Here is a 22225-nt window from a genome sequence, read left to right as displayed (position 1 = left end):
CCTACAACTAAAAATCAAAAATTGCGTGGCAATTAAAGACGGATGCGGGTTCCGGCTGCTTCACCCCTTGCCAATCGGGTAAGCGCTTTGGCGTCTTGCCAGCCGGCCACCGCGATACTTCGTCGCGAGGCACGTGCCGCTTGCACGGCTGCGTTGAGTTTGACCAACATGCCGTCGCGCACGGTGCCGTCAGCAATGAGGGCATCCGCTTCGTCAGCGAGGATGGTTTCGATGAGATTACCGTTCTTGTCCAAAATGCCGGGCACGTCGGTGAGTAGAATTAAATCTGCATGCATCAATTGAGCAACGGCAGCAGCGGCTAAGTCAGCATTCACATTTAAACGCTCACCGCTGTCACTGGCGCCAATTGAGCTCAAAATCGGTAAAAAGTTTTGATCGAGTAACACTTGCAAAAGCTTGGCATTGTTTGGTTTTGGAATGCCAACAGCGCCGCGATTGGCGTCAATGTCACAAGCAATACTGTGACCTGCAGCCAGAGTTAAACCAACCGCATTCAATTGATGTTGTTGGGCAAGCGCGACCAGTTGGGTGTTCACGTCACCGGCCAAAACACCAGCCACAATGGGCATCTGTACTGCTGGAGTAATCCGCTGGCCATCCACTTTTAAACTGGTGTGGCCAAGTTGCAACAGCAACGCTTCAACTTGATCGCCACCGCCATGCACTAAAATTAAAGGGCGCAACAACGCTAGTTGCTGAACCGTCTTCAGTAACCGTTCTAAATTGCTGGCGCTTTGTAATACCCGCCCGCCGAGCTTTATAACGAGAGGCGATGTCATACGACGCCTCCGCGTTGTTGTAGTCCGAGTGCTGGCGCAAAATCAAAATACTGATTGGCCAACTGCACCGCTTGGGCAGCTGCGCCTTTCAACAAATTATCGATAGCGGCACAGATAATCAGATGATTCTGATGCACGACGGCGTGAATGTCGCAAAAAGCTGTGCCGACAACATTTTTAATTGCCGGTGGTTGCTGGCATAGCCGAACGAGCGGTTCTGCGGCATAGGCCTGCTGATAGGCCTTATCGACAGCTGCTTGCGAAACACCTGACCTAAGGGGGGCATAAATTGTCGCTAATATCCCGCGTTTGAAATTGCCCAAATGCGGCACAAAAATAACGTCCCGACCGATCGCTTGGGCAATTTCTGGCTGGTGGCGATGTGTTGCAACGCCATACGCGGCTAAGCTCACTTCACAAAAGCTGGTATGACTCGCGGCTTTGCGGCCAGCTCCAGAAACACCACTCACAGCGTTAACCATTGGCACACCATCTATAAGTGACATCACTGGTTTTAACGCCAAGCTGGAAACAGTTGGATAACAGCCTGGCACTGCAATGAGTTGCTCGGTGCCAATCAGCGTCGTCCACTCGGCCAAGCCATAAGGGATCTCAGTGGGTAAGTCATCGGGCCGTGCGAAACCATAAGCCTGAAAGTGTGCTGATGAGTCACGAAGCCGAAATGCACCTGACAAATCAAATACCACTAACCCAGCGTTGATCAACGCTGGTGCAATTGCCGCACTGGCCTCATGCGGTAGCGCTAAAAAAACCACTCGAACTTGCTGCGCCAGCTGACTCAGCAAATCCGAGTGCCAAGGTTGCAGAATAACATCGAGCTGTCCCGCTAATTGGGGATACAAACTAGCAATTGGCTCTGCATCTTCACGTGCGCTGGAAGAAAAAGCATATTCAAGCGAGAAATGTGGATGGTTATGCAACAGCAACACGAGCTCAACGCCACTATAGCCGCTCGCTCCAAAAACCGCGCATGGGATTGATTTAACGTGCTCCACCAAACAAACTCACTTGCTCTAATAAGACCCAAAAGATGAATAAATAATAATGCATAAAAATGCACAAAACAAGAATAAAAATGTAAAAACAAGTTAGATATTAGCTATTGGTTATTAGATATTGGAGCCACGCTTTCGGGTTCTCACTAATATCCAATATCTAAAGGCTAATATCCCTGCTCTAAAAGTTTTCGCTAATATCTAATATCCAATAGCTAATAGCGCTCTTGATCTTGAGGGGCTTGGCGCTTATAATTCGCGCCCTAATTTGTCGCGTTGATTAATAAATCAGCGCTTTTTTGAAACAGTAATTTGCGTGGTGCTCGACTTCGGGTCGGGTGGCGATGCAGCCTAACGAGGTAACCCCATGAAACAAGGTATTCACCCAGAATATTCAGAGCTGAAAGTATCATGCTCTTGCGGTCACTCTTTTGTGACTCACTCAACGAAAGGCGGCGAGCTACACTTGGACGTATGTTCAGAGTGTCACCCGTTCTACACTGGTAAGCAGCGTATTATGGACACTGGCGGTCGTATCGAGAAATTCAACAAGCGTTTCAACATGTTGGGTGGCAAGAAGTAATCCAGTTTTGGACATTTCTGCACGATATTTTAGAAAAGGCGCCAGAAGGCGCCTTTTTTATTTTCCGCTTCGGCGCAATGCCGCGCTACCATTGAAAAAAACGATGGTGTCAATTTAAACAACTCTAAATTCTTCTTCGTCTGTGAAGGTTACCATTTGCTTATAGTAAATTGAGCATCAGGTAAGATGTGTTGTTGCATTGATTCACTCTACAATGGCACTATTCACAGTCGTTATTTTCTTTATTTCGAATCAGGTACACGTACTTATGAGCGATTTCCGCAAACAAGCTTTGGATTATCATGCCTACCCAACGCCAGGGAAAATCAGCATTGAGCTGACCAAGCCAGCCGAAACCAGCAAGGATTTAGCGTTGGCGTATAGTCCGGGGGTCGCTGAACCGGTGCGCGCAATTGCGGAAAATCCAGATGATGTTTACAAGTACACGGCTAAAGGCAACATGGTCGCAGTGATTTCTAACGGTACCGCTATCTTAGGCCTCGGAAATTTAGGCCCCATGGCATCGAAGCCAGTGATGGAAGGCAAGGCATTGTTGTTCAAACGTTTTGCCGGCCTCGATTCTATTGATATCGAAGTGACGCATCGTACCACGCAAGATTTTATCAACACGGTAGCCAATATCGCCGACAGTTTTGGTGGCGTAAACTTAGAAGATATCAAAGCACCAGAATGTTTCGAAATAGAGCAAGCGTTGATTGAACGCTGCGAAGTGCCTATTTTCCATGATGATCAGCACGGCACAGCTATCGTAACAGCAGCCGGCTTACTCAATGCTTTAGAAATTCAAGGAAAAGACTTACGCAAAGCGCAAATCGTTTGTTTAGGTGCTGGCGCAGCAGCAATCGCCTGCATGGAATTGCTCATTAAGTGCGGTGCTCAACGTGAGCACATCTATATGCTCGATTCCAAAGGCGTGATTCATACGCGCCGTGAAGACTTGAATGAATACAAGGCACTGTTTGCGAATAACACGGACAAACGCACGCTTGAAGAAGTTATTACCGAAGCGGATGTGTTCGTTGGCGTATCAGGGCCGAATCTATTGTCACCAGATGCACTAAAATTGATGGCTGAAAAGCCAATTGTGTTTGCGTGTTCTAACCCAGACCCTGAAATTAAGCCGGAGCTTGCTTTGGCTGTGCGCGATGACCTCATTATGGCGACGGGACGCTCTGATTATCCGAACCAAGTCAATAACGTGCTGTGCTTCCCGTTTATTTTCCGGGGTGCTCTTGATGTACGCGCCAAGGCCATCAACGATGAGATGAAACTCGCCGCTGTTGAAGCCATCCGCCAGCTTGCCAAGGAGCCGGTACCCGAGTCGGTACTCAAAGCAGCAGGCATCGATAAGCTCGAATTCGGCGTCGATTACATTATTCCAAAACCATTAGATCCGCGTTTGCGCACCCGAGTATCGAAAGCGGTTGCTGAAGCTGCGGTCGCGTCAGGCGCCGCCCGCATCGAACTCCCAAAGAATTACATGACTGAATAAAAGCAAAGGCGATATTAGCTGTTAGATATTAGATATTAGAGCTGATGTATCGGGTATTTGTGTTTTATCTAATATCTAATATCTAACAGCTAATATCGTTCTTGCTTTTCTAATATCTAATATCTAACAGCTAATATCGTTCTTGCTTTTCTAATATCTAATATCTAACAGCTAATATCGTTCTTGCTTTTCTAATATCTAATATCCAACAGCTAATATCGTTCTTGCTTTTCTAATATCTAATATCTAACAGCTAATATCGTTCTTGCTTTTCTAATATCTAATATCCAATAGCTAATATCTTCACTTTCAAGTTACACTTTGCGGTATGACGACAATAATCCAGACCGCACTACCGGTACCCCTACCACGCCTATTTGACTACGACTGCGAGCAACTGCCCGCAGTAGGCGTGCGTGTGCGCGTGCCGTTTGGTAATCGCGAGTTGGTTGGTGTGTGTCTGGGGCAGGCATTAGCGCCTGATGATAGCTTTCAGCGCAAAGCGGTGCTTGAGATTATTGATGACGAGCCACTCTGGCCGCAGCCGTTGTGGCGAATACTAGAGTGGGCGGCGGATTATTATCATCACCCGCTTGGTGATGTCATGCAAAATGCGATGCCAGTGTTGTTACGCCAGGGGGAACGGGCGAGCTATCAGGCAACGACGCGCTATCAAGTGACCGAGCAAGGTGCGCAACAATCACCGAATGACTTGAAACGTGCATTACAGCAGCAACGTTTGCTAGCGGCATTACAGCAAAAGCCATTACTCAGCCGTGATATTCGCATGCAAGAGTTTTCGCCTTCAGCGCTTAAAGCGTTGCAAGAAAAAGGTTGGGTTGAAGCTGTTGAGCATATACCAGCGCCAGTACAGTCGTGGTCACTGAAAATAGCCGCAGAGCCGCTACAATTGAACCCCGAACAAGCGCTTGCGGTAGCAGCAATCGGTGCGGCAAAAAAACAACAGACTTATTTGCTCGAAGGGGTCACTGGCAGCGGTAAAACGGAAGTGTATTTGCAGGCAATGGCAGATGTTTTACGTCGTGGTCAGCAAGTACTGATGTTGGTACCCGAAATCGGCTTGACGCCACAAACCCTCAAGCGTTTCCAACAGCGCTTCGATGTGCCGATTGTCATGCTGCATTCAGCGTTGACCGACAGAGAGCGCCTCGACGCTTGGCTCGACGCTCGCGCCGGCAGTGCCGCAATTATTATTGGTACGCGCTCAGCGATTTTTACGCCCTGCAAAGCGCTCGGCATGATCATCGTTGACGAGGAGCACGATGGCTCGTTAAAGCAGCAAGATGGTTTTCGTTATCATGCGCGCGATATCGCCGTCATGCGCGGCCATGAAGAGCAGGTGCCGGTGATTCTTGGTTCGGCGACACCATCGTTTGAAACGCTCAATAATGCTTTGAATAAGCGTTATGCGCACTTGCAGTTAAGTAGGCGAGCTGGCCAAGCCAAATCGGCACGGCATGTGGTGATGGATATCAAAAACTTGCCATTGAAGGCCGGCTTGTCGCAGCCACTACTGAGTTTAATGCGGGAACATCTCGAAGCTGGCCAGCAAGTCTTATTATTTTTGAACCGTCGCGGGTTTGCGCCCGCGCTACTTTGTCACGAGTGTGGCTGGCTGGCGCAATGCCGTCGCTGTGATGCTTATTACACGGTGCATCAAGGTAGTCGACAGTTGCAGTGTCACCATTGTGGCGCGCAGCAACCCATACCTAAACAGTGTCACGACTGTGGCTCAACGCAGCTGATTGGCCGAGGCGTGGGGACAGAGCAACTTGAACAGTTGCTACAAGAGCAATTTCCGGATTATCCGGTGTTACGGATCGATCGCGACAGCACGCGTAAAAAAGGTAGCTTGCAACAGCATTTGCAAGATGCGCATGACAACAAGTATCCGATTTTAGTTGGCACGCAAATGCTTGCCAAAGGTCATCATTTTCCCGATGTCACCTTGGCGGCATTGTTGGATGTGGATGGCGCTCTATACAGTGCCGACTTTCGCGCCGCTGAACGTCTTGGCCAGATGTTTACTCAGGTAGCAGGGCGTGCCGGGCGCGCGAGCAAACCCGGCACGGTAGTTCTGCAAACGCATCACCCTGAACACGAGTTAATTCAAGATTTAATTAATAACGGTTATGGGCATTTTGCACAAACAGCGTTACGTGAACGCCAACTGACGCATTTACCGCCGTTTAGTCAGCACGCATTGTTCCGAGCTGAAGCCAACAATGCCGAAGCAGTTATTGCGGCGCTTGAAGCTATCGCTGCATTATTTCCGCAGCGCGATGACGTGATTGTATTGGGCCCAATCCCAGCCGTTATGGAGCGTCGGGCCGGGCGCTATCGCTATCAATTATTGATTCAAACGCAACAACGCGCGATGCGCGCGCAGCTATTACGCTATGTTTTACCGCAATTAGAAAAATTGCCGCAGTTACGAAAAGTGCGTTGGTCGCTCGACATCGATCCACAAGACTTCAGTTAGCCGCCAAAAGCAGATAAAATAAAGAACAAATGCGCTATTAGCCGTTAGCTATCAGATATTAGCTAAAAACGACTGCAGCGCTCTTACTAATATCTAATATCCAATAGCTAATATCGCTTTAAGGTTTTTTATTCATGAAAGAACAGTTGGAATCCCTCCTTGGCGCCGCCGTGGCGACCCTGCAACAACAAGGTACTTTGCCGGCCGACGTACAGCCACGTATTCAGTTGGACCGTCCGCGCGACAAAAGTCATGGGGATTTCGCAACGAACTTAGCGATGATGTTGGCGAAGCCAGCTCAGATGAACCCGCGTGCGTTGGCAGAAGCGATTATTGCCGCTATTCCAGACAACCAACTGCTCGCGAAGTGCGACATTGCAGGCCCAGGTTTTATTAACTTTACGATTAGCCAGCAACAGTTATTGGATCAGCTTGAGCGTGCTTATCGCGATAGCCAAGTGGGTATTGAGCCAGCGGCAAAAACACAAACGGTGGTGATTGACTATTCGTCACCAAACCTCGCGAAAGAAATGCATGTGGGCCATTTACGCTCTGCCATTATTGGTGACGCTGTTGCTCGCGTTGAAGAGTTGCTTGGTCATAACGTGATTCGCCAAAACCATGTGGGTGACTGGGGCACGCAATTTGGTATGTTGCTGGCGCACATGGAAGAGCTCAATAATGACGAGCTGGACATGGAGCTAAGCAACCTAGAAACTTTCTACAAAGCGGCGAAAAAGCGCTTTGACGAGAGTGAGGAATTCGCCAAGCGTGCGCGTGAATTAGTCGTTGCGTTGCAGTCGGGTGAACCAAAGTGTCGTCAGTTATGGCAACAGTTTATTGATGTGTCACTGAGCCACTGTCAGGAAGTTTACGACCGTTTGGGTGTGAAACTCACGCGCGCCGATGTGATGGCAGAAAGTGCTTATAATGATGATTTAGCGCAAGTGGTTGCAGACCTTCGCGAGCAAGGTTTATTGGTTGAAGACCAAGGCGCACAGTGCGTATTCCTTGATGAATTCAAAAACAAAGATGGCGAGCCATTGCCAGTGATCGTGCAGAAATCTGGCGGCGGATATTTATATGCCACCACCGATTTAGCTGCCGTGCGCTATCGTCAAAATGTGCTCAAAGGCGATCATTTGATGTACTTCGTTGACCAACGCCAAAGCTTGCACTTCCAACAAATTTTCACCTTAGCTCGTAAAGCTGGTTTTGCTCGTGAAGATTTGCAAATGGACCACTACGGCTTTGGTACGGTAATGGGCAAAGACGGACGCCCGTACAAGAGTCGCGATGGCGGTGTTACCAAGCTGGCTGATTTACTCGATGAAGCTGAAAAGCGTGCACTTGAGTTAGTGCAACAGAAAAATGGCGCACTCACCGAAGAAGAGCAGGCGCATGTCGCAAAAGTCGTGGGTATCAGCTCAGTCAAATACGCTGATTTATCGAAAAACCGTACCAGCGACTACATCTTCGATTGGGACACCATGTTGAGCTTTGAGGGCAACACCGCACCATACTTATTGTATGCCTACACGCGGGTGAATAGTGTGTTTAGTAAAGCCGGTGTGAACCCTGACCAGATTGATGCGCCGTTTGTTCTTAAAGACGAACGTGAAATTAATCTTGCGAATACACTCGTTCGCTTTAATGAAGTAGTTCATAGCGTTGCCGATAAAGCGATGCCGCACTTTTTATGTGGTTACCTCTACGATGTGGCTGGCGCATTCTCAAGTTTCTATGAAGCCTGTCCAATTCTGCAAACCGAAGATGATAGCGTACGTCAAAGCCGCTTAAAGCTGGCTGCATTGACCGCGAAAACGCTACGTCAAGGCTTAGAATTGCTCGGCATTCCGACGCTTGAGAAGATGTAATTATGGATTACGCAAACCGAAAGCGTCCGGCCAAACGCACCCCGCCAAGAAAGCCTAATAAAAAGGCCGCGAAAAAGCCCGCGGTCTCATGGTGGGTGGTATTGCTCGCGGTCGCCTTGGTGGCTGCTTTTGTGTGGTTATTGGTAAGCATTGCCGGTAAATCAGAGCAGTCGCCTGCGCAAACAACCCCGGTAGAAGTGCCGCAAGCACAACCACAACCGGTTGCCGAACCTTTGCCAGAAAAGCCGGAAGAGCGCTGGCAATATATCGAAGAATTGGAAAACCAAGAAGTGATTGTCGATGTGCCTGAGCGTGAAGTGGGGCCACCGAAACTCATGCAATGTGGCTCGTTCCGTAATATCAGCGACGCTGAAGAAATGCGTGCGATGATCGCAATGATTGGCTTAGAAGCACAAATTCGCACCACCGACGGTAGCAATGGTGTATGGCACCGCGTGATTCTTGGCCCTTACGAAGGCCGTCGTGCTGCCGAGACCGATCGCCATAAATTGCAACGCGCAAATATCCGCGGTTGCCAAATTTGGAACTGGAATTAATCCCCGCCTATTGAAAATCACAAATACGACCTCATAACAGGTTCATAGCAACTAAGAGGACGTATTTGTGACTACTATCGTATCTGTCCGTCGCGGTGACAAAGTTGTCATTGGTGGCGATGGCCAAGTATCCCTTGGCAACACCGTAATGAAAGGCAACGCACGCAAAGTGCGCCGTTTGTACAATAACCAAGTGCTGGCAGGCTTTGCCGGCGGTACTGCCGATGCCTTCACCTTATTTGAACGCTTCGAAAAGAAACTTGAAGCCCATCAAGGCAACTTGATGCGTGCGGCCGTGGAGCTCGCCAAAGATTGGCGTACGGACCGCGCCTTACGTCGCCTTGAAGCCTTATTGGCGGTAGCGGATAAGCACACCTCTTTAATTATTACTGGTAACGGCGACGTGGTGCAGCCAGAAAATGATCTCATTGCGATCGGCTCAGGTGGCCCATACGCACAGGCTGCGGCAACTGCATTACTGGAAAATACCGAATTAAGCGCACGTGAGATTGTTGAGAAAGCTCTGACTATTGCAGGCGACATTTGTGTCTACACCAACAGTTTCCAAACGATTGAAGAACAGGAGTCGGTAAGCAATGTCTGAGATGACCCCACGCGAAATTGTTGATGAATTGAACCGTCACATTGTCGGCCAAGACGATGCGAAAAAAGCAGTCGCAGTCGCCTTGCGTAACCGCTGGCGCCGGATGCAATTGGACGACGAATTACGTCAAGAAGTCACGCCGAAAAACATTTTGATGATTGGCCCAACGGGTGTGGGTAAAACTGAAATTGCGCGCCGCTTAGCAAAGCTGGCGAATGCTCCATTTATCAAGGTGGAAGCAACGAAGTTCACCGAAGTGGGCTATGTTGGTAAGGAAATTGAGTCGATCATTCGCGATTTGACCGATACCGCAGTGAAGCAAACACGTGAGCAAATGATGCAAAAAGTGCGTCATCGTGCTGAAGACGCCGCCGAAGAGCGGATTCTCGATGCCTTGTTGCCTCCGGCTAAGAAAACCGGCTGGGCTGATGAAGAAGAGGAACCGCGCGAGCAGTCGAGTACGCGTCAAACTTTCCGTAAAAAATTACGTGAAGGCCAGTTGGACGACAAAGAAATTGAAATTGAGATCAGTGCCCCTCAAATGGGCGTTGAAATTATGGCGCCGCCAGGCATGGAAGAAATGACTTCGCAGTTGCAAAGCATGTTCCAGAACATTGGCAGTGGCAAAGCAAAACCGAAGAAAATGAAAATTAAGGATGCGTTTAAGCAGCTGATTGAAGAAGAAGCCGCAAAAATGCTTAATCCGGAAGATATTAAAGAGCAAGCATTACACTCCGTTGAGCAAAACGGCATTGTGTTCTTAGATGAAATCGACAAGATTTGTAAGCGCGGTGACGTTTCTGGCCCAGACGTTTCTCGCGAAGGTGTGCAACGTGACTTGCTACCATTAGTCGAGGGTACCACGGTGTCGACCAAGCATGGCATGGTGAAAACCGACCATATTCTGTTTATTGCCTCGGGTGCGTTTCAAATGTCGAAGCCATCGGATTTGATTCCAGAATTGCAGGGGCGTTTGCCGATTCGCGTTGAGTTACAAGCATTAACCAGCTCTGACTTCGTGCGTATTTTGACTGAGCCAAATGCTTCGTTAACCACCCAGTACAAAGCATTGATGGCCACCGAAGGTGTTGAAGTTGAGTTTACCAAAGACGGTATTCAGCGCATTGCCGAAACGGCATTCCAAGTAAACGAAACCACTGAAAACATTGGTGCGCGCCGTTTACACACCGTTTTAGAGCGTTTAATGGAAGAAATCTCTTTCAAAGCCAGTGACTTACATGGCCAACGCATTGAAATTGATGCGGCCTATGTTGACCGTCACCTTGGTGAACTGGCACAAGACGAAGACCTCAGCCGGTTTATTTTATAATTGCTTGACCCGCGCCGCTTTTGCACTTGGGCAGAAGCGGCTATACTGTGCTTTAACATTCAAGACGTTAAGTCACAGTGAACGGGGTACGGCAATGGAATACAACACGTCAGAACTTTGCGATTTATACCCAGATCTTGTCGATGTGGTTGAACCCATGTTCATTCATTACGGCGGTCGGGTTTCGTTTGGCGGCCAGTTGGTCACCGTGAAGTGCTTCGAAGACAAAGGCATTATCGAAGAAGTGGTGCAACAGCCAGGAACCGGCAAAGTATTGCTGATAGACGGTGGTGGCTCAACGCGTCGTGCGCTAGTCGACATCGCTGTGGCAGACTTAGCGTTTGAGAACGATTGGGAAGGCATCATTTGTTATGGTGCTGTTCGCGACGTGGATGCCCTAGATGAGCTTGATATGGGCATTATGGCGGTGGCTTCTATTCCGGTTGGTGCTGCGAACGATGGCATCGGCGAAGTTGACGTTGCAGTGAATTTCGGTGGCGTGACTTTCTTACCAGAAGACCATTTATACGCCGATAGCACCGGCATCATTATTGCACCAGAACCACTCGACATTGAATAAGTTATTATGTTCTTAACTTCTATTGACCCCGCTGCGTGGTTTACCCCACGTAGCGGCGAGATTCGTCTCGGTCAAACCCTACATTGTTTACCCGAAATCGATACGATTGATGCTTATCATGATGCCTTGCAGCAAGCGTGGGAGCGCGGGCAACGTATTGCCATTGTTGGCGTGCCTGAATCAATAGGTCCGCGTGCGAATCTCGGCCGCGGTGGCGCAGAACACGCCTATGCAGCGGCGCTAAAAGGCCTGTTAGCGTTACAATCCAACCCGATGATCGCCGACCACGAGTTGTTGCTTGTTGGGCAAGTGCAATGTGACGACTTACAGCAACAAGCGGATGCGTTACGCAACACGGATGCCGGCGAATTAGCGCAGTTACGTGAACTCTGTGAGCGCCTCGATCAGCGCGTTCAACAAGTGCTAGTGCCACTATTTGAAGCGGGTTTTGATGTCATACTTGTTGGTGGCGGTCACAATAATGCCTACCCATTGCTGACCTCGTTGCAGCAGGCTTCAGGAGAGAGCGTGGGTGCCGTCAACCTTGACCCGCATGCCGATTTCCGAGCGCGTGAAGGGCGCCACAGCGGCAATGGTTTTAGCTATGCCTATATGGAAGGCGCACTGAAACATTATCATGTGGTTGGCCTGCATGAAGGTAAGAACAACGCGGAGAGCTTGAAACAACTCGCCGATGCAGAATTTACCTATCGCAGTGTGCATGAGCTCTACACGCACGATTGGTCGAACGAGCTAAGCGCCATTGCCGCGCAAGCGGAAGCCTGGCATGTGCCATTAGGCATCGAGATTGATGTGGACGCCCTACAGGGTGTGCCCGCTAGCGCGATTAACTTCAACGGCTTGAGTGTCGCACATGGATATAGTTTGGTGGAAACCTTAGCCAGCTTACCGCGTACGCGCTATCTGCATTTAGCCGAAGCGGCGCCGAGCTTGCACCCCGCTGGACGCGAAGCCGGCGACATGGCCTGTGCGCAACTCTTGAGTGAGTTAGTACTGGCTTACCTGCACGGGTTTCAACGCCGCGAACCTTGATACCAACAGGCGCTTAACGGATTGGTACCAAACTGATACGTGAGCGCCGCCGGATCCTCGACGTTCCACAAACACAAATCAGCCCGCATACCAGCAAATAATTGCCCGCGATCACGTAAGCCGAGCGCTTGCGCTGCATTCACGGTCACCCCACGCAAACATTCTTCTGGTGTCATGCGGAATAATGTCGCCGCCATTTGTAGCATCAGCTGAAGACTCAGAATAGGCGAGGTGCCTGGATTGGCGTCGGTCGATACGGCAATCGGTACGTTGTAGTCGCGTAGCAACTGTAATGGCGGTTGTTTGGTTTCTCGTAGAAAATAAAATGCACCTGGAAGCAATACGGCAACGGTGCCAGCTTGAGCCATTGCTTGTACACCAGCTTCATCTAAATATTCCAGATGGTCACAGGAGAGTGCTTGATAGCGCGCTGCCAGCGCACTGCCGTGTTGATTACTCAGCTGTTCAGCATGTAGCTTCACCGGAATGCCAGCCGCTTGCGCCGCTTGAAAGACGCGTTCGGTTTGCGCCGAAGTAAAACCAACGGATTCACAAAATGCGTCGACTGCATCGGCTAAGCCTTCGGCTGCCAAAGTTGGGATAATAGATTCAACTACCGTATCAATGTACGCATCAGCTTGGTCTTTGTATTCCGGCGGCACCGCATGGGCCGCCAGCAACGTGGTTTGTACGGATACCGGCATTAATTCAGCAAGTTGACGCGCTGCCCGTAGCTGCTTGCGCTCATCTTCAAGGCTCAAGCCATAGCCTGACTTGATCTCAACCGTCGTCACGCCTTCGCGCACTAGCGCTTGTAAGCGAGGTATCGTCACCTTAACCAGATCGTGTTCTGAAGCCGCGCGTGTTGCTCGAACCGTCGCTGCGATGCCTCCACCTTGGGCGGCAATCTCGGCATAGCTGACACCGTGCAGGCGCTTGGCAAACTCATCAGCGCGCGAACCGGCCCAGACTAAATGGGTATGACAGTCAATCAACCCGGGCGTGACTAAGCCACCCTGGCCATCAATAATTTCAGCGGTCACGTCAGGCGCTTCGTTGCGCTTGCCAGCGAAATGAATCTGCTCGTGATCGAACACAATCACGCCGTCATCTATAAGTCCGTAGCCCTCACCAGTCATGGTGGCAAGGCGGACATTTTCGAGGCGCTGCATGGTTGCTGTCATAAAAATTCTCCCGCTGACAACTTGTATATACAATTAAAGATGACTACACTCTATCACACTCTAGCATGAGTCTGAATGATTTCATCACAGCCGCTGCCCATGGTAGCCAATGCGATAATCACATAGGTAGAACGCTCGTGAAATTTTCCAAAATCAAACAGCATATTTACAGCAAAATAGCGTCGGGCGAGTGGCCGGAAAACCACCCAGTGAGTTCTGAAAATGCGCTGGCGATTCAATTTAAAGTCAGTCGGATGACCGCACGCCGCGCTTTGCAGGAATTGGCGGACGAAGGATTGGTGATTCGCTCGAAAGGCTCGGGCACCTATGTTGCGCCGCTAAAATCGCAAACCTCGTTTATGGCCATTCGCAACATTGCCGATGAAATTCGTGCTCGCCAGCATGATTATGAGGCACATGTGCACGTTCTCAGGCAAGTACCAGCGAGTTTGCAGGTAGCTGAGCAACTTCAGGTTGAACCGGAAACACCGGTGTTCTATTCGGTGATTACCCATTTAGAAAACGGTTTGCCAGTGCAAGTTGAAGAACGCTATGTGAACCCTGCCGTTGCGACCGATTATTTAAAGCAAGATTTTCGCCAAATTACACCGCATGAATATTTAAGTGCCGTGGCACCACTGACCGAAGCAAGTCACCAAATTGAAGCGGTGACCCCGAGCACACATGTTTGCGAATGGCTTGAGTTAGCCAAACCAGAGCCATGTTTACGTATTGTTCGTCGCACATGGAGCGATGCCGGTGTGGTGACTTATGCAGTATTGACGCACCCAGGCTCTCGCTTTGTGCTGGGTGGCCATTTAACGTTTAAAGCTTAAACGCAGTTAAAAGAAAGGATCAACAGATGAGTTTTACCCGCTTAGATAAAAGCCGCAAGATTCGCGCTGATCGTGGTGCTGAGCTCACCACGGCAAACTGGCAGATTGAAGCTGCCAAACGGATGCTCATGAATAACCTCGACGATGAGGTTGCTGAACACCCGCAAGCATTAGTGGTGTATGGCGGTATTGGCCGTGCTGCACGTAGCTGGGAAGCATTCGACAAAATTGTGGAAGTTCTCGAGCGCTTAAAACCAACCGAAACCTTATTGGTACAATCCGGCAAACCTGTGGGCGTATTCCCAACGCATGAAGATGCGCCACGGGTGTTGATTGCCAACTCAAACTTAGTACCTGAGTGGGCTAACTGGGAACACTTCAACGAGCTCGATAAAAAGGGCTTAATGATGTACGGCCAAATGACGGCCGGTTCGTGGATTTACATCGGCTCGCAAGGCATTGTGCAAGGTACCTACGAAACATTCGTTTCAGTAGCGCGTCAACATTTTGATGGTAATACCAAAGGCCGTTGGATACTGACGGGTGGCCTTGGTGGCATGGGTGGTGCGCAGCCGTTGGCAGCCACCATGGCGGGCTATAGCATGTTGGCTGTTGATGTGGATGAAACGCGCATCGATTTTCGCTTACGCACGCGTTATGTCGACCATAAAGCGACCTCATTAGACGAAGCACTGAAACTGATTGATACAGCACGCGCAGAAGGCCGTGCGATTTCGGTTGGCTTGCTGGGGAATGCGGCCGATGTTTACGCGGAGTTAGTTGAGCGTAATATCACTCCAGATGTGGTGACTGACCAAACCTCAGCGCATGATCCGTTGCATGGCTATTTGCCGCAAGGCTGGACGCTCGAGCAGTATTTAGAACGCCAAGAAAGTGACCCAACGGGCACAGTCGCAGCGGCTAAGCAATCCATGGCAGTACAAGTGCGCGCCATGTTAACGCTCCAAGAACGCGGTGCTGCCACGTTAGATTACGGCAACAACATTCGCCAAATGGCGAAAGACGTCGGTGTTGATCACGCATTTGATTTCCCAGGTTTCGTCCCTGCGTATATTCGGCCGTTATTCTGTCAAGGCATCGGTCCATTCCGCTGGGTGGCACTCTCAGGTGACCCAGAAGATATCTACAAAACCGATGCCAAGGTGAAAGAACTGATTCCAGATGATCCCCATCTGCACAACTGGCTAGACATGGCGCGCGAGCGTATTAGCTTCCAAGGCTTGCCGGCACGTATTTGCTGGATTGGTTTGAAAGACCGTGCGCGTATTGCGCGAGCCTTTAACGAGATGGTGAAAAGCGGTGAACTAAAAGCGCCGATTGTGATTGGTCGTGATCACCTTGATTCAGGTTCAGTGGCGAGCCCGAACCGTGAAACCGAAAGTATGCTCGACGGTTCTGATGCGGTCTCTGATTGGCCATTACTAAACGCCCTATTAAATACCGCTGGCGGTGCCACCTGGGTCAGCCTGCATCACGGTGGTGGTGTTGGCATGGGTTACTCACAGCATTCTGGCGTCGTGATTGTTGCCGACGGTACTGACGCGGCGGATCAACGTTTAAGTCGCGTGCTGTGGAATGATCCGGGTACGGGCGTGATGCGCCATGCCGATGCTGGCTATGACATTGCCAAAGACTGTGCACGCGAACAAGGCTTAGATTTACCAATGCTGGAGGGCAAATAAATGAGTGATGTATTTGAGTTGCAACCTGGCACGTTAAGTCTTTCGCAGTTACGTCAATGGTGGCAGGAGCCAAAGCATGTGACGTTGCACGCCGATGCCGCTGCCGTCATTGCGCGCTCGCACCAAACCGTTGCCGACGTACTCGCTAAAGGCAAAGTCGTTTACGGCATCAATACCGGTTTTGGCTTGCTGGCCAATACTCGGATTCCGCCAGAAAAACTGGAAGACTTGCAGCGTCGCATCGTGTTATCGCACGCTGCCGGTACGCAGGAACTCATGGACGATACCGTGGTGCGTTTGATGTTGTTACTGAAAATTAATTCACTCAGCCGCGGCTTCTCGGGTGTTCGCCAAGAGGTCATTGATGCGCTGATTGAGTTACTCAACAACGAAGTGTACCCATGTGTGCCGAGTAAAGGCTCAGTGGGCGCATCGGGCGACTTAGCGCCGTTGGCTCACCTTGTATTACCCTTGCTTGGTGAAGGCCAAGTGCGCGTGGAAGGCAAAATTTATCCGGCTGTTGAAGGGATGGCGAAACTTGGTTTGAAGCCACTGAGCGCCCTCGCACCAAAAGAAGGTTTGGCGTTACTCAACGGCACCCAGGCATCAACCGCGCTGGCGCTGCATGGCTTATTCCAAATTGAACGGGTGTTCAATGCAGCATTGGTCACCGGTGCGATGGCGGTAGAGGCGGCAATGGGCTCTCGTTCACCATTTGATGCGCGTATTCACGCAGTACGCGGTCAACCGGGGCAAATTGCGGTGGCGCAAAGTTTCCGTCAATTATTGGGTGATAGCTCTGAAATTGCTGCGGCGCATGTGGACTGTGAAAAGGTACAAGATCCGTATTCATTGCGCTGTCAGCCACAAGTGATGGGTGCCGTGTTCGATCAACTACAACACGCTAGCCAAATTCTTGTGCGTGAAGCCAATGGTGTGACTGATAACCCGCTGGTATTTAGCGATAACGGTGACATTATTTCTGGCGGCAACTTCCATGCTGAGCCGGTAGCGATGGCTGCGGATATTCTGGCGATTGCTGCAAGTGAAATTGGTGCGTTGTCTGAGCGCCGTAGCGCTTTGTTAATTGACCATCACTTGAGTAACTTACCGCCATTTTTGGTCAACGACGGCGGCGTGAATTCTGGATTTATGCTGGCGCAGGTAACTGCTGCGGCATTAGCGTCAGAAAACAAGACGCTCGCGCATCCAGCGTCAGTAGATAGTTTACCGACCTCGGCAAACCAAGAAGATCACGTATCCATGGCAACCTTTGCGGCGCGTCGGTTAACCGATATCGCACGTAATATTCGTGACATTGTGGCGATTGAGCTATTGGAAGCGGCGCAAGGTTTAGATTTCCGACGTCCGCTAAAAGCTGCACCGGCAATTGAAGAAGCGCATGCACGGGTTCGCGCGCAAGTTGGCTTTTACGACCAAGACCGTTACTTTGCGCCGGATATTGCCGCTATTGGGACTTTGATTGAACAAGGTAAGTTGCACAACTTAGTGCAAGAAGGGGCAGTACTTGAGGACGCTTAAGCGTCCTCTTCTTCGTCTTTTAAAGCCTGGCAGTCGACACATAATGCGACGTCAGGCTTCGCGGCCAAACGTGCCGCTGAAATCTCCTCACCACACTCAATACAGTAGCCATATTCGCCGCTACGCATGCGCTGTAAAGCAGCGTCAGCACTTTGCGCCTGACGAGTCCCAGGTTGTTCATTGACAACCGCTTCAAGCTTACTTCGAATACGTAACAACTGCTGGGCGGATAAATTATCACTCATGTTAACGTCCTTCTTATTTTTCTTTTTTCGCGAGCACGACAAACTGGCCAGTAAATTCAGCAACGGGTTTATCACCATCAAATACTTGTGACTTTAGCGTAGCGCGCGCATTTTTACCCAATGTAAGTGCCGATAAATCCCCTGTCATCGCTGACAATCGAGCAATGGCGCGCGGTTCTCGGCTGACCGGTTTGTGGTAGTGAATTTGACCATCGGCCAATACGACTGCGCCGTGCAACTGCCGTTCGCGCAATTGTAAATGCAATAACCCCCAGCACGTCAAGGTCGCCAATGAATAAATACTGCCGGCAAACATAGTGCCATGCACGTTAATATTGCGCGACAAGGTCGCCGTTGTTTCAAATTCACGTCCGGTATATTGGGTAATCCTAATCCCCATTGTTTCGGAAATCGGAATTTCACTATGCCAAGTGGTTTCAAGTTCTTGGCACCAATCCGGGCGATAAATAATACGGTTAAACTCGGTCAACGTCTTTCTCAGCTGATGTTCCGCCTGCGGATTTTTTACCGTATCGCCTTCTTCAACCACCTCATAACCACACTTAATATAGAACCCCAGTGTGTTATCACGCGAATTAATCACAATGTGTTTGGCACCCTCTGCACGGGCTACTTTCTCGAGCTCATAAACAATCGCAACGCCATGGCCCTCGCCACGATGCTCAGGCGCTGACGCCATAAAGCGAATCTGACCTTCATCTGGGCTATTAAAATGAAGACGCCCGACCGCAACTGCTTGTCCAGCGCTATTAACCACCATGCGGTGATAGCCGACTTGATCGTATTCATCCTGTTCAGAACCACGTGGTCGTTGAAACGGTTCGCGTAATACTCGCCATCGCAAGTCGTAATACGAAGCGAGCTGTTCCGGCGTTTCCGGCGCGATAACACGGTACATAGTTAACCCTTGTTGTTGGAATGCAGCATGAAGGTTACCGGTCCATCGTTCACCAACGCAACTTTCATATCGGCGCCAAACTCTCCAGTGGCTGTTTCGAGTCCAATTTTTTGGAGCGCATCGACAAATGCCAAATAGAGTGGCTCTGCGTGACTCGGCGGCGCTGCCGACGAAAAGCTTGGACGCCGTCCCGATTGGGTATCAGCGGCTAAAGTAAATTGAGAAACGACTAACACGCCGCCGTTAATATCGTGCACACTCAAATTCATCTTGTCGTCGGCATCGGCAAATATGCGATAGCCGGCAACTTTGCTCGCGAGTTTGGCAACATCATCATGGGTGTCGTCTTTATCAATGCCAAGCAACACTAACAGGCCTTGTCCAATTGCGCCAATACACTCACCAGCAACGGTGACCGAAGCCTCACTGACACGTTGAATTAATGCTTTCATTCACTTCCTTCGGGTTTATCTTCAGAATCTGTTTCGGGTGGTTGAAAGAACTCTTCAATACTGGCAGTGAGTTCAGCCCCCACCAGCACGATATTCCACGAGACAAATATCCAAAGTAGTAAGATAGGTATCGCGGCAAGCGCGCCATAAATCGCCTGATAACTCGGAAATGCCGTGATATAGGCAGCGAATCCGCTTTTACTGAGTTCGAATAGAATAGCGGCCAACAAAGCCCCCCAAAACGCATGACGGGCGCGCACTATACGGTTTGGCATCATAATGTACAACAGCATGAAGGCGACTAACGACGTGACAATGGGCACCAAGCTTAGCAAGGTGGTGCGCACACCAGACACGTAAACTTCCGCGGCGGCGGTCAACGAAATCACATACGATGTGACGGCCATACCCGAGCCCATTAAAATGGGGCCGAGGGTTAATATCATCCAGTACACGGCGAGTGCCACGACCATGCGTCGACGTTTATGATTGCGCCAAATACGGTTCATCGTGGCGTCAATGGTGCTGATCAAGTTCACCGCCACCACAATCACAAAGATGACGCCAACCGTGGTCATTTTCGACACGTTGCTGACAAACTGATTTAAATATTCGCTAATCACTTCGCCGGATGTCGGCAATAAATTGGCAAATAATAATTTTTCCAATTCTTCTTTAAGTTGTTCGAACATTGGGAATGCAGAGAACACCGAGAACATCACCACTAATAACGGCACCAGTGCCAGCATGCTGACAAAGGTTAAATGTCCCGCAACAATAGTCACGCGATCATCCAGACAGCGCTTACTAAAATATTTCAAGAACCGCCATGCCTTGCGGCCGCGTTCTTGCCACTGTTCTAATGCGGTTTGCTCAGGTGTTGTCTCGCTCATTCGACTCTCTTTTTCTGCAACTTTTGGCATCACTATAATCCCAAACCGTGCGGATCACGTAAATAACATACCTTGTTCTTGGCCAATCGCCAATCAGGCAGGTGATTGCATGGTTCGATGAGGAGTATGTTTATGCAGGTATTAATTATCGGTGCAGGTGGTGGTGTGGGTCGCGCACTGGTGCAGTATTACCATGATCAAGGCGCAACCGTGCAAGCGTTGAGCCGCCAGCAACCGCCGCAATTACCGGGGCATTGGCTACAAGTGACCGACTACACCGAAACCAGCTTGCAACGCATTTTGCCACAACTGAAGCAGCCCGATATTGTGATTAGCACGTTAGGCATTTTGCATACCGATGATTTTATGCCGGAAAAACGCCTGGCGGACGTGAACTGGCAACAACTGCAACAAACGTTTTATGTCAATGCCGCGCTACCGATCTTATTGTTACAACAACTGTTGCCGATTTTGCCGAAAAAACAGGCTTGCGTGTGGGCACAACTCAGTGCCAAAGTCGGTAGTATTACCGATAACTATTTAGGCGGTTGGTATAGCTACCGAAGCAGTAAAGCGGCGTTAAATATGTTACTGAAAACCGCGTCGGTTGAATTGAAGCGAACACACAAACAATTGTGCCTTGCAGCGATTCACCCAGGCACTACTGACACAGCACTGTCGGCGCCGTTTCAACAACGGTTGCCGGCCGATAAGTTGTATACCCCAGCACAATCAGCAGAGCGTATTGCGGCGGTTATAAACCAATTAACTGCTGAAGATTCAGGCGGTTTTTGGCATTGGGATGGTTCGCCGTTACCGTATTAAGCTATACTGACCGCACAACAGCCAGCTAAGGAGTGGTTATGCGTTACTTGATGAATTGGATAGGAATTGTCTTCGCCGTTGTGGTTTTGGCCGGTTGCCAAAGTGCTTACTACGGGGCTATGGAAAAAGTCGGGATTCACAAACGTGACATTTTAGTCGACCGAGTGGATGACGCACGTGATGCGCAAACCGATGCCCAAGAAGAATTCAAATCTGCGCTACAACGCCTCGATGAATTATTAAAGTTTGATGGTGGTGAACTCGAAGCGCGCTATAACGCCCTCAATGATGATTACGAAAGCAGTAAAGCTGCCGCAGAGCGGGTTTATGATCGTATTGAAGCGATTGATGATGTCGCGCAAGCACTCTTTGATGAGTGGCAAGAAGAGCTCGGTATGTACAGTAACGACGCAATGCGTCGTGAGAGTGAGCGGTCACTTCGTGAAACCGAGCGACGTTACACCAGTTTACTGCAAAGCATGGAGCGTGCGGCCGATACCATGGAGCCGGTGCTCGAGAAACTGCAAGATAACGTGCTGTACTTGAAGCATAACCTCAACGCCAAAGCGGTGGATGCGATTCGTGGGGAATATCGAAGCTTACGCACCGATGTTGACGTGCTAATTCGGGAAATGGAAACCGCGATACAAGAATCGAACGCATTTATTGAAGCCATGAAGGAGGGATCGTAATGAGCTTATTGATTTTAGCGGGTAGCAGTCGTCAGGCGTCACTGAACGGCAAATTACAAAAGCGGATTGCCGAAGTTGCCGAAAGTGATGGACGTGCCTGCTACGTGTATCCGGCGGCAGAGCTCGATGCGCCAATTTATAATGGCGACTACGAAGATGAAAACGGCGTGCCGTCGAATATTCAAAAGTTAGCCACAGCGATTTCTGAAGCGACCAAAATTGTTATCGTGACTCCAGAGTACAATAGCTCCGTTCCACCGTTATTAAAAAATGCGATTGATTGGACAACCCGATTGGAGCAAAACCCGTGGGTTGGTAAAAGCGTGTTATTGGCTGGCGCCTCACCGGGCCGTATCGGTGCGATGCGTGCGATGACGCATTTAATGGTGGTTATGGCGGCAATTAAAAGCTATGTCGCGCCCATGTTCTTAAGTTGCGCGCAAGCTAGTGACGACACCATTGCGAACTTCGATGCAGAGCAAATTAAAGGATTTTTGAAGCAGGGCGATTAACGGTCG

General features: G+C 49.8%; 22 protein-coding genes. 15 read left to right on the top strand and 7 right to left on the bottom strand.

What is annotated here, in order from left to right; genetic code table 11:
• Positions 1-32: 32 nt before the first annotated feature.
• Positions 33-800 (bottom strand): acetylglutamate kinase, encoded by a 768-nt coding sequence (gene argB / locus CWI82_RS09725; RefSeq protein ID WP_130203391.1) that lies wholly within the window; start codon positions 798-800, stop codon positions 33-35.
• Positions 797-1816, bottom strand: coding sequence for an N-acetyl-gamma-glutamyl-phosphate reductase (gene argC, locus CWI82_RS09720; protein ID WP_233340244.1), 1020 nt, complete (start codon positions 1814-1816; stop codon positions 797-799). Before argC ends, argB begins: the two co-directional genes overlap by 4 nt.
• Positions 1817-2183: 367 nt before the next feature.
• Here argC and rpmE point away from each other — a divergent pair, with 367 nt between their 5' ends.
• From rpmE to CWI82_RS09675, 9 genes are all read left to right on the top strand, one after another.
• Positions 2184-2399, top strand: a complete 216-nt coding sequence (gene rpmE / locus CWI82_RS09715; RefSeq protein ID WP_092857422.1) for a 50S ribosomal protein L31 — start codon at positions 2184-2186, stop codon at positions 2397-2399.
• 268 nt (positions 2400-2667) lie between these two features.
• On the top strand, positions 2668-3912 hold the full coding sequence (locus CWI82_RS09710; RefSeq protein ID WP_092857420.1) for a malic enzyme-like NAD(P)-binding protein: 1245 nt from the start codon (positions 2668-2670) through the stop codon (positions 3910-3912).
• A 328-nt stretch (positions 3913-4240) separates the two neighbouring features.
• Positions 4241-6415, top strand: a complete 2175-nt coding sequence (gene priA / locus CWI82_RS09705) for a primosomal protein N' (RefSeq protein ID WP_130203390.1) — start codon at positions 4241-4243, stop codon at positions 6413-6415.
• A 134-nt stretch (positions 6416-6549) separates the two neighbouring features.
• Positions 6550-8292, top strand: coding sequence for an arginine--tRNA ligase (argS, locus tag CWI82_RS09700; protein ID WP_130203389.1), 1743 nt, complete (start codon positions 6550-6552; stop codon positions 8290-8292).
• A 2-nt stretch (positions 8293-8294) separates the two neighbouring features.
• Entirely contained in the window at positions 8295-8849 is a 555-nt protein-coding gene (locus CWI82_RS09695) for an SPOR domain-containing protein (RefSeq protein ID WP_130203388.1), read from the top strand.
• Positions 8850-8916: 67 nt separating this feature from the next.
• The gene (gene hslV, locus CWI82_RS09690; RefSeq protein WP_055439050.1) at positions 8917-9453 is read left to right on the top strand and encodes an ATP-dependent protease subunit HslV; all 537 of its coding nucleotides are present in this window, start codon (positions 8917-8919) and stop codon (positions 9451-9453) included.
• The gene (hslU, locus tag CWI82_RS09685; RefSeq protein ID WP_130203387.1) at positions 9446-10783 is read left to right on the top strand and encodes an HslU--HslV peptidase ATPase subunit; all 1338 of its coding nucleotides are present in this window, start codon (positions 9446-9448) and stop codon (positions 10781-10783) included. Before hslV ends, hslU begins: the two co-directional genes overlap by 8 nt.
• A gap of 94 nt (positions 10784-10877) precedes the next feature.
• Positions 10878-11363, top strand: a complete 486-nt coding sequence (rraA, locus tag CWI82_RS09680) for a ribonuclease E activity regulator RraA (protein ID WP_130203386.1) — start codon at positions 10878-10880, stop codon at positions 11361-11363.
• Positions 11364-11369: 6 nt separating this feature from the next.
• Positions 11370-12416: an arginase family protein gene (locus CWI82_RS09675; protein WP_130203385.1), complete on the top strand. Its 1047-nt coding sequence runs from the start codon at positions 11370-11372 to the stop codon at positions 12414-12416.
• On the opposite strand, the gene hutI is transcribed toward CWI82_RS09675, so the two are convergent.
• Positions 12398-13588 carry an imidazolonepropionase gene (hutI, locus tag CWI82_RS09670; RefSeq protein WP_130203453.1) on the bottom strand — a complete coding sequence of 397 codons (1191 nt, stop codon included), beginning with the start codon at positions 13586-13588 and terminating at the stop codon, positions 12398-12400. The genes CWI82_RS09675 and hutI overlap by 19 nt on opposite strands.
• Positions 13589-13737: 149 nt before the next feature.
• Between hutI and hutC the strand changes: the two genes are divergently transcribed.
• Genes hutC through hutH form a run of 3 tightly spaced genes read left to right on the top strand, consistent with a single transcriptional unit; the run spans position 13738 to position 17681 of the window.
• Entirely contained in the window at positions 13738-14436 is a 699-nt protein-coding gene (gene hutC, locus CWI82_RS09665; protein WP_233340243.1) for a histidine utilization repressor, read from the top strand.
• Between the two features lie 26 nt (positions 14437-14462).
• Entirely contained in the window at positions 14463-16139 is a 1677-nt protein-coding gene (gene hutU, locus CWI82_RS09660; protein ID WP_130203384.1) for a urocanate hydratase, read from the top strand.
• Positions 16140-17681, top strand: coding sequence for a histidine ammonia-lyase (gene hutH / locus CWI82_RS09655; protein WP_130203383.1), 1542 nt, complete (start codon positions 16140-16142; stop codon positions 17679-17681).
• Here hutH and CWI82_RS09650 read toward each other — a convergent pair.
• From CWI82_RS09650 to CWI82_RS09635, 4 genes are read right to left on the bottom strand one after another with little or no spacing between them, the layout of a single operon-like run.
• The gene (locus CWI82_RS09650; protein ID WP_199286263.1) at positions 17678-17926 is read right to left on the bottom strand and encodes a TraR/DksA family transcriptional regulator; all 249 of its coding nucleotides are present in this window, start codon (positions 17924-17926) and stop codon (positions 17678-17680) included. The genes hutH and CWI82_RS09650 overlap by 4 nt on opposite strands.
• A gap of 13 nt (positions 17927-17939) precedes the next feature.
• On the bottom strand, positions 17940-18845 hold the full coding sequence (locus CWI82_RS09645; protein ID WP_130203382.1) for a bifunctional GNAT family N-acetyltransferase/hotdog fold thioesterase: 906 nt from the start codon (positions 18843-18845) through the stop codon (positions 17940-17942).
• A 2-nt stretch (positions 18846-18847) separates the two neighbouring features.
• On the bottom strand, positions 18848-19297 hold the full coding sequence (gene dtd / locus CWI82_RS09640; protein ID WP_130203381.1) for a D-aminoacyl-tRNA deacylase: 450 nt from the start codon (positions 19295-19297) through the stop codon (positions 18848-18850).
• The gene (locus CWI82_RS09635) at positions 19294-20190 is read right to left on the bottom strand and encodes a virulence factor BrkB family protein (protein ID WP_130203380.1); all 897 of its coding nucleotides are present in this window, start codon (positions 20188-20190) and stop codon (positions 19294-19296) included. Before CWI82_RS09635 ends, dtd begins: the two co-directional genes overlap by 4 nt.
• Positions 20191-20322: 132 nt before the next feature.
• On the opposite strand from CWI82_RS09635, the gene CWI82_RS09630 reads away from it, so the two are divergent.
• Genes CWI82_RS09630 through CWI82_RS09620 form a run of 3 tightly spaced genes read left to right on the top strand, consistent with a single transcriptional unit; the run spans position 20323 to position 22219 of the window.
• Positions 20323-21015 (top strand): SDR family NAD(P)-dependent oxidoreductase, encoded by a 693-nt coding sequence (locus CWI82_RS09630; protein WP_130203379.1) that lies wholly within the window; start codon positions 20323-20325, stop codon positions 21013-21015.
• Positions 21016-21053: 38 nt separating this feature from the next.
• A complete protein-coding gene (locus tag CWI82_RS09625; protein ID WP_130203378.1) occupies positions 21054-21707 on the top strand; it encodes a DUF2959 domain-containing protein in 654 nt (217 codons plus the stop codon).
• Entirely contained in the window at positions 21707-22219 is a 513-nt protein-coding gene (locus CWI82_RS09620; RefSeq protein WP_130203377.1) for an NADPH-dependent FMN reductase, read from the top strand. The genes CWI82_RS09625 and CWI82_RS09620 overlap by 1 nt, the downstream gene beginning before the upstream one ends.
• Positions 22220-22225: the final 6 nt, after the last annotated feature.

The organism is Pseudidiomarina tainanensis (assembly GCF_004214835.1).
GTDB classification, from domain to species: Bacteria; Pseudomonadota; Gammaproteobacteria; order Enterobacterales; family Alteromonadaceae; genus Pseudidiomarina; species Pseudidiomarina tainanensis.
Note: the sequence above shows the minus strand (reverse complement) of the source record. Positions and strands in the feature narration are given on the sequence as shown.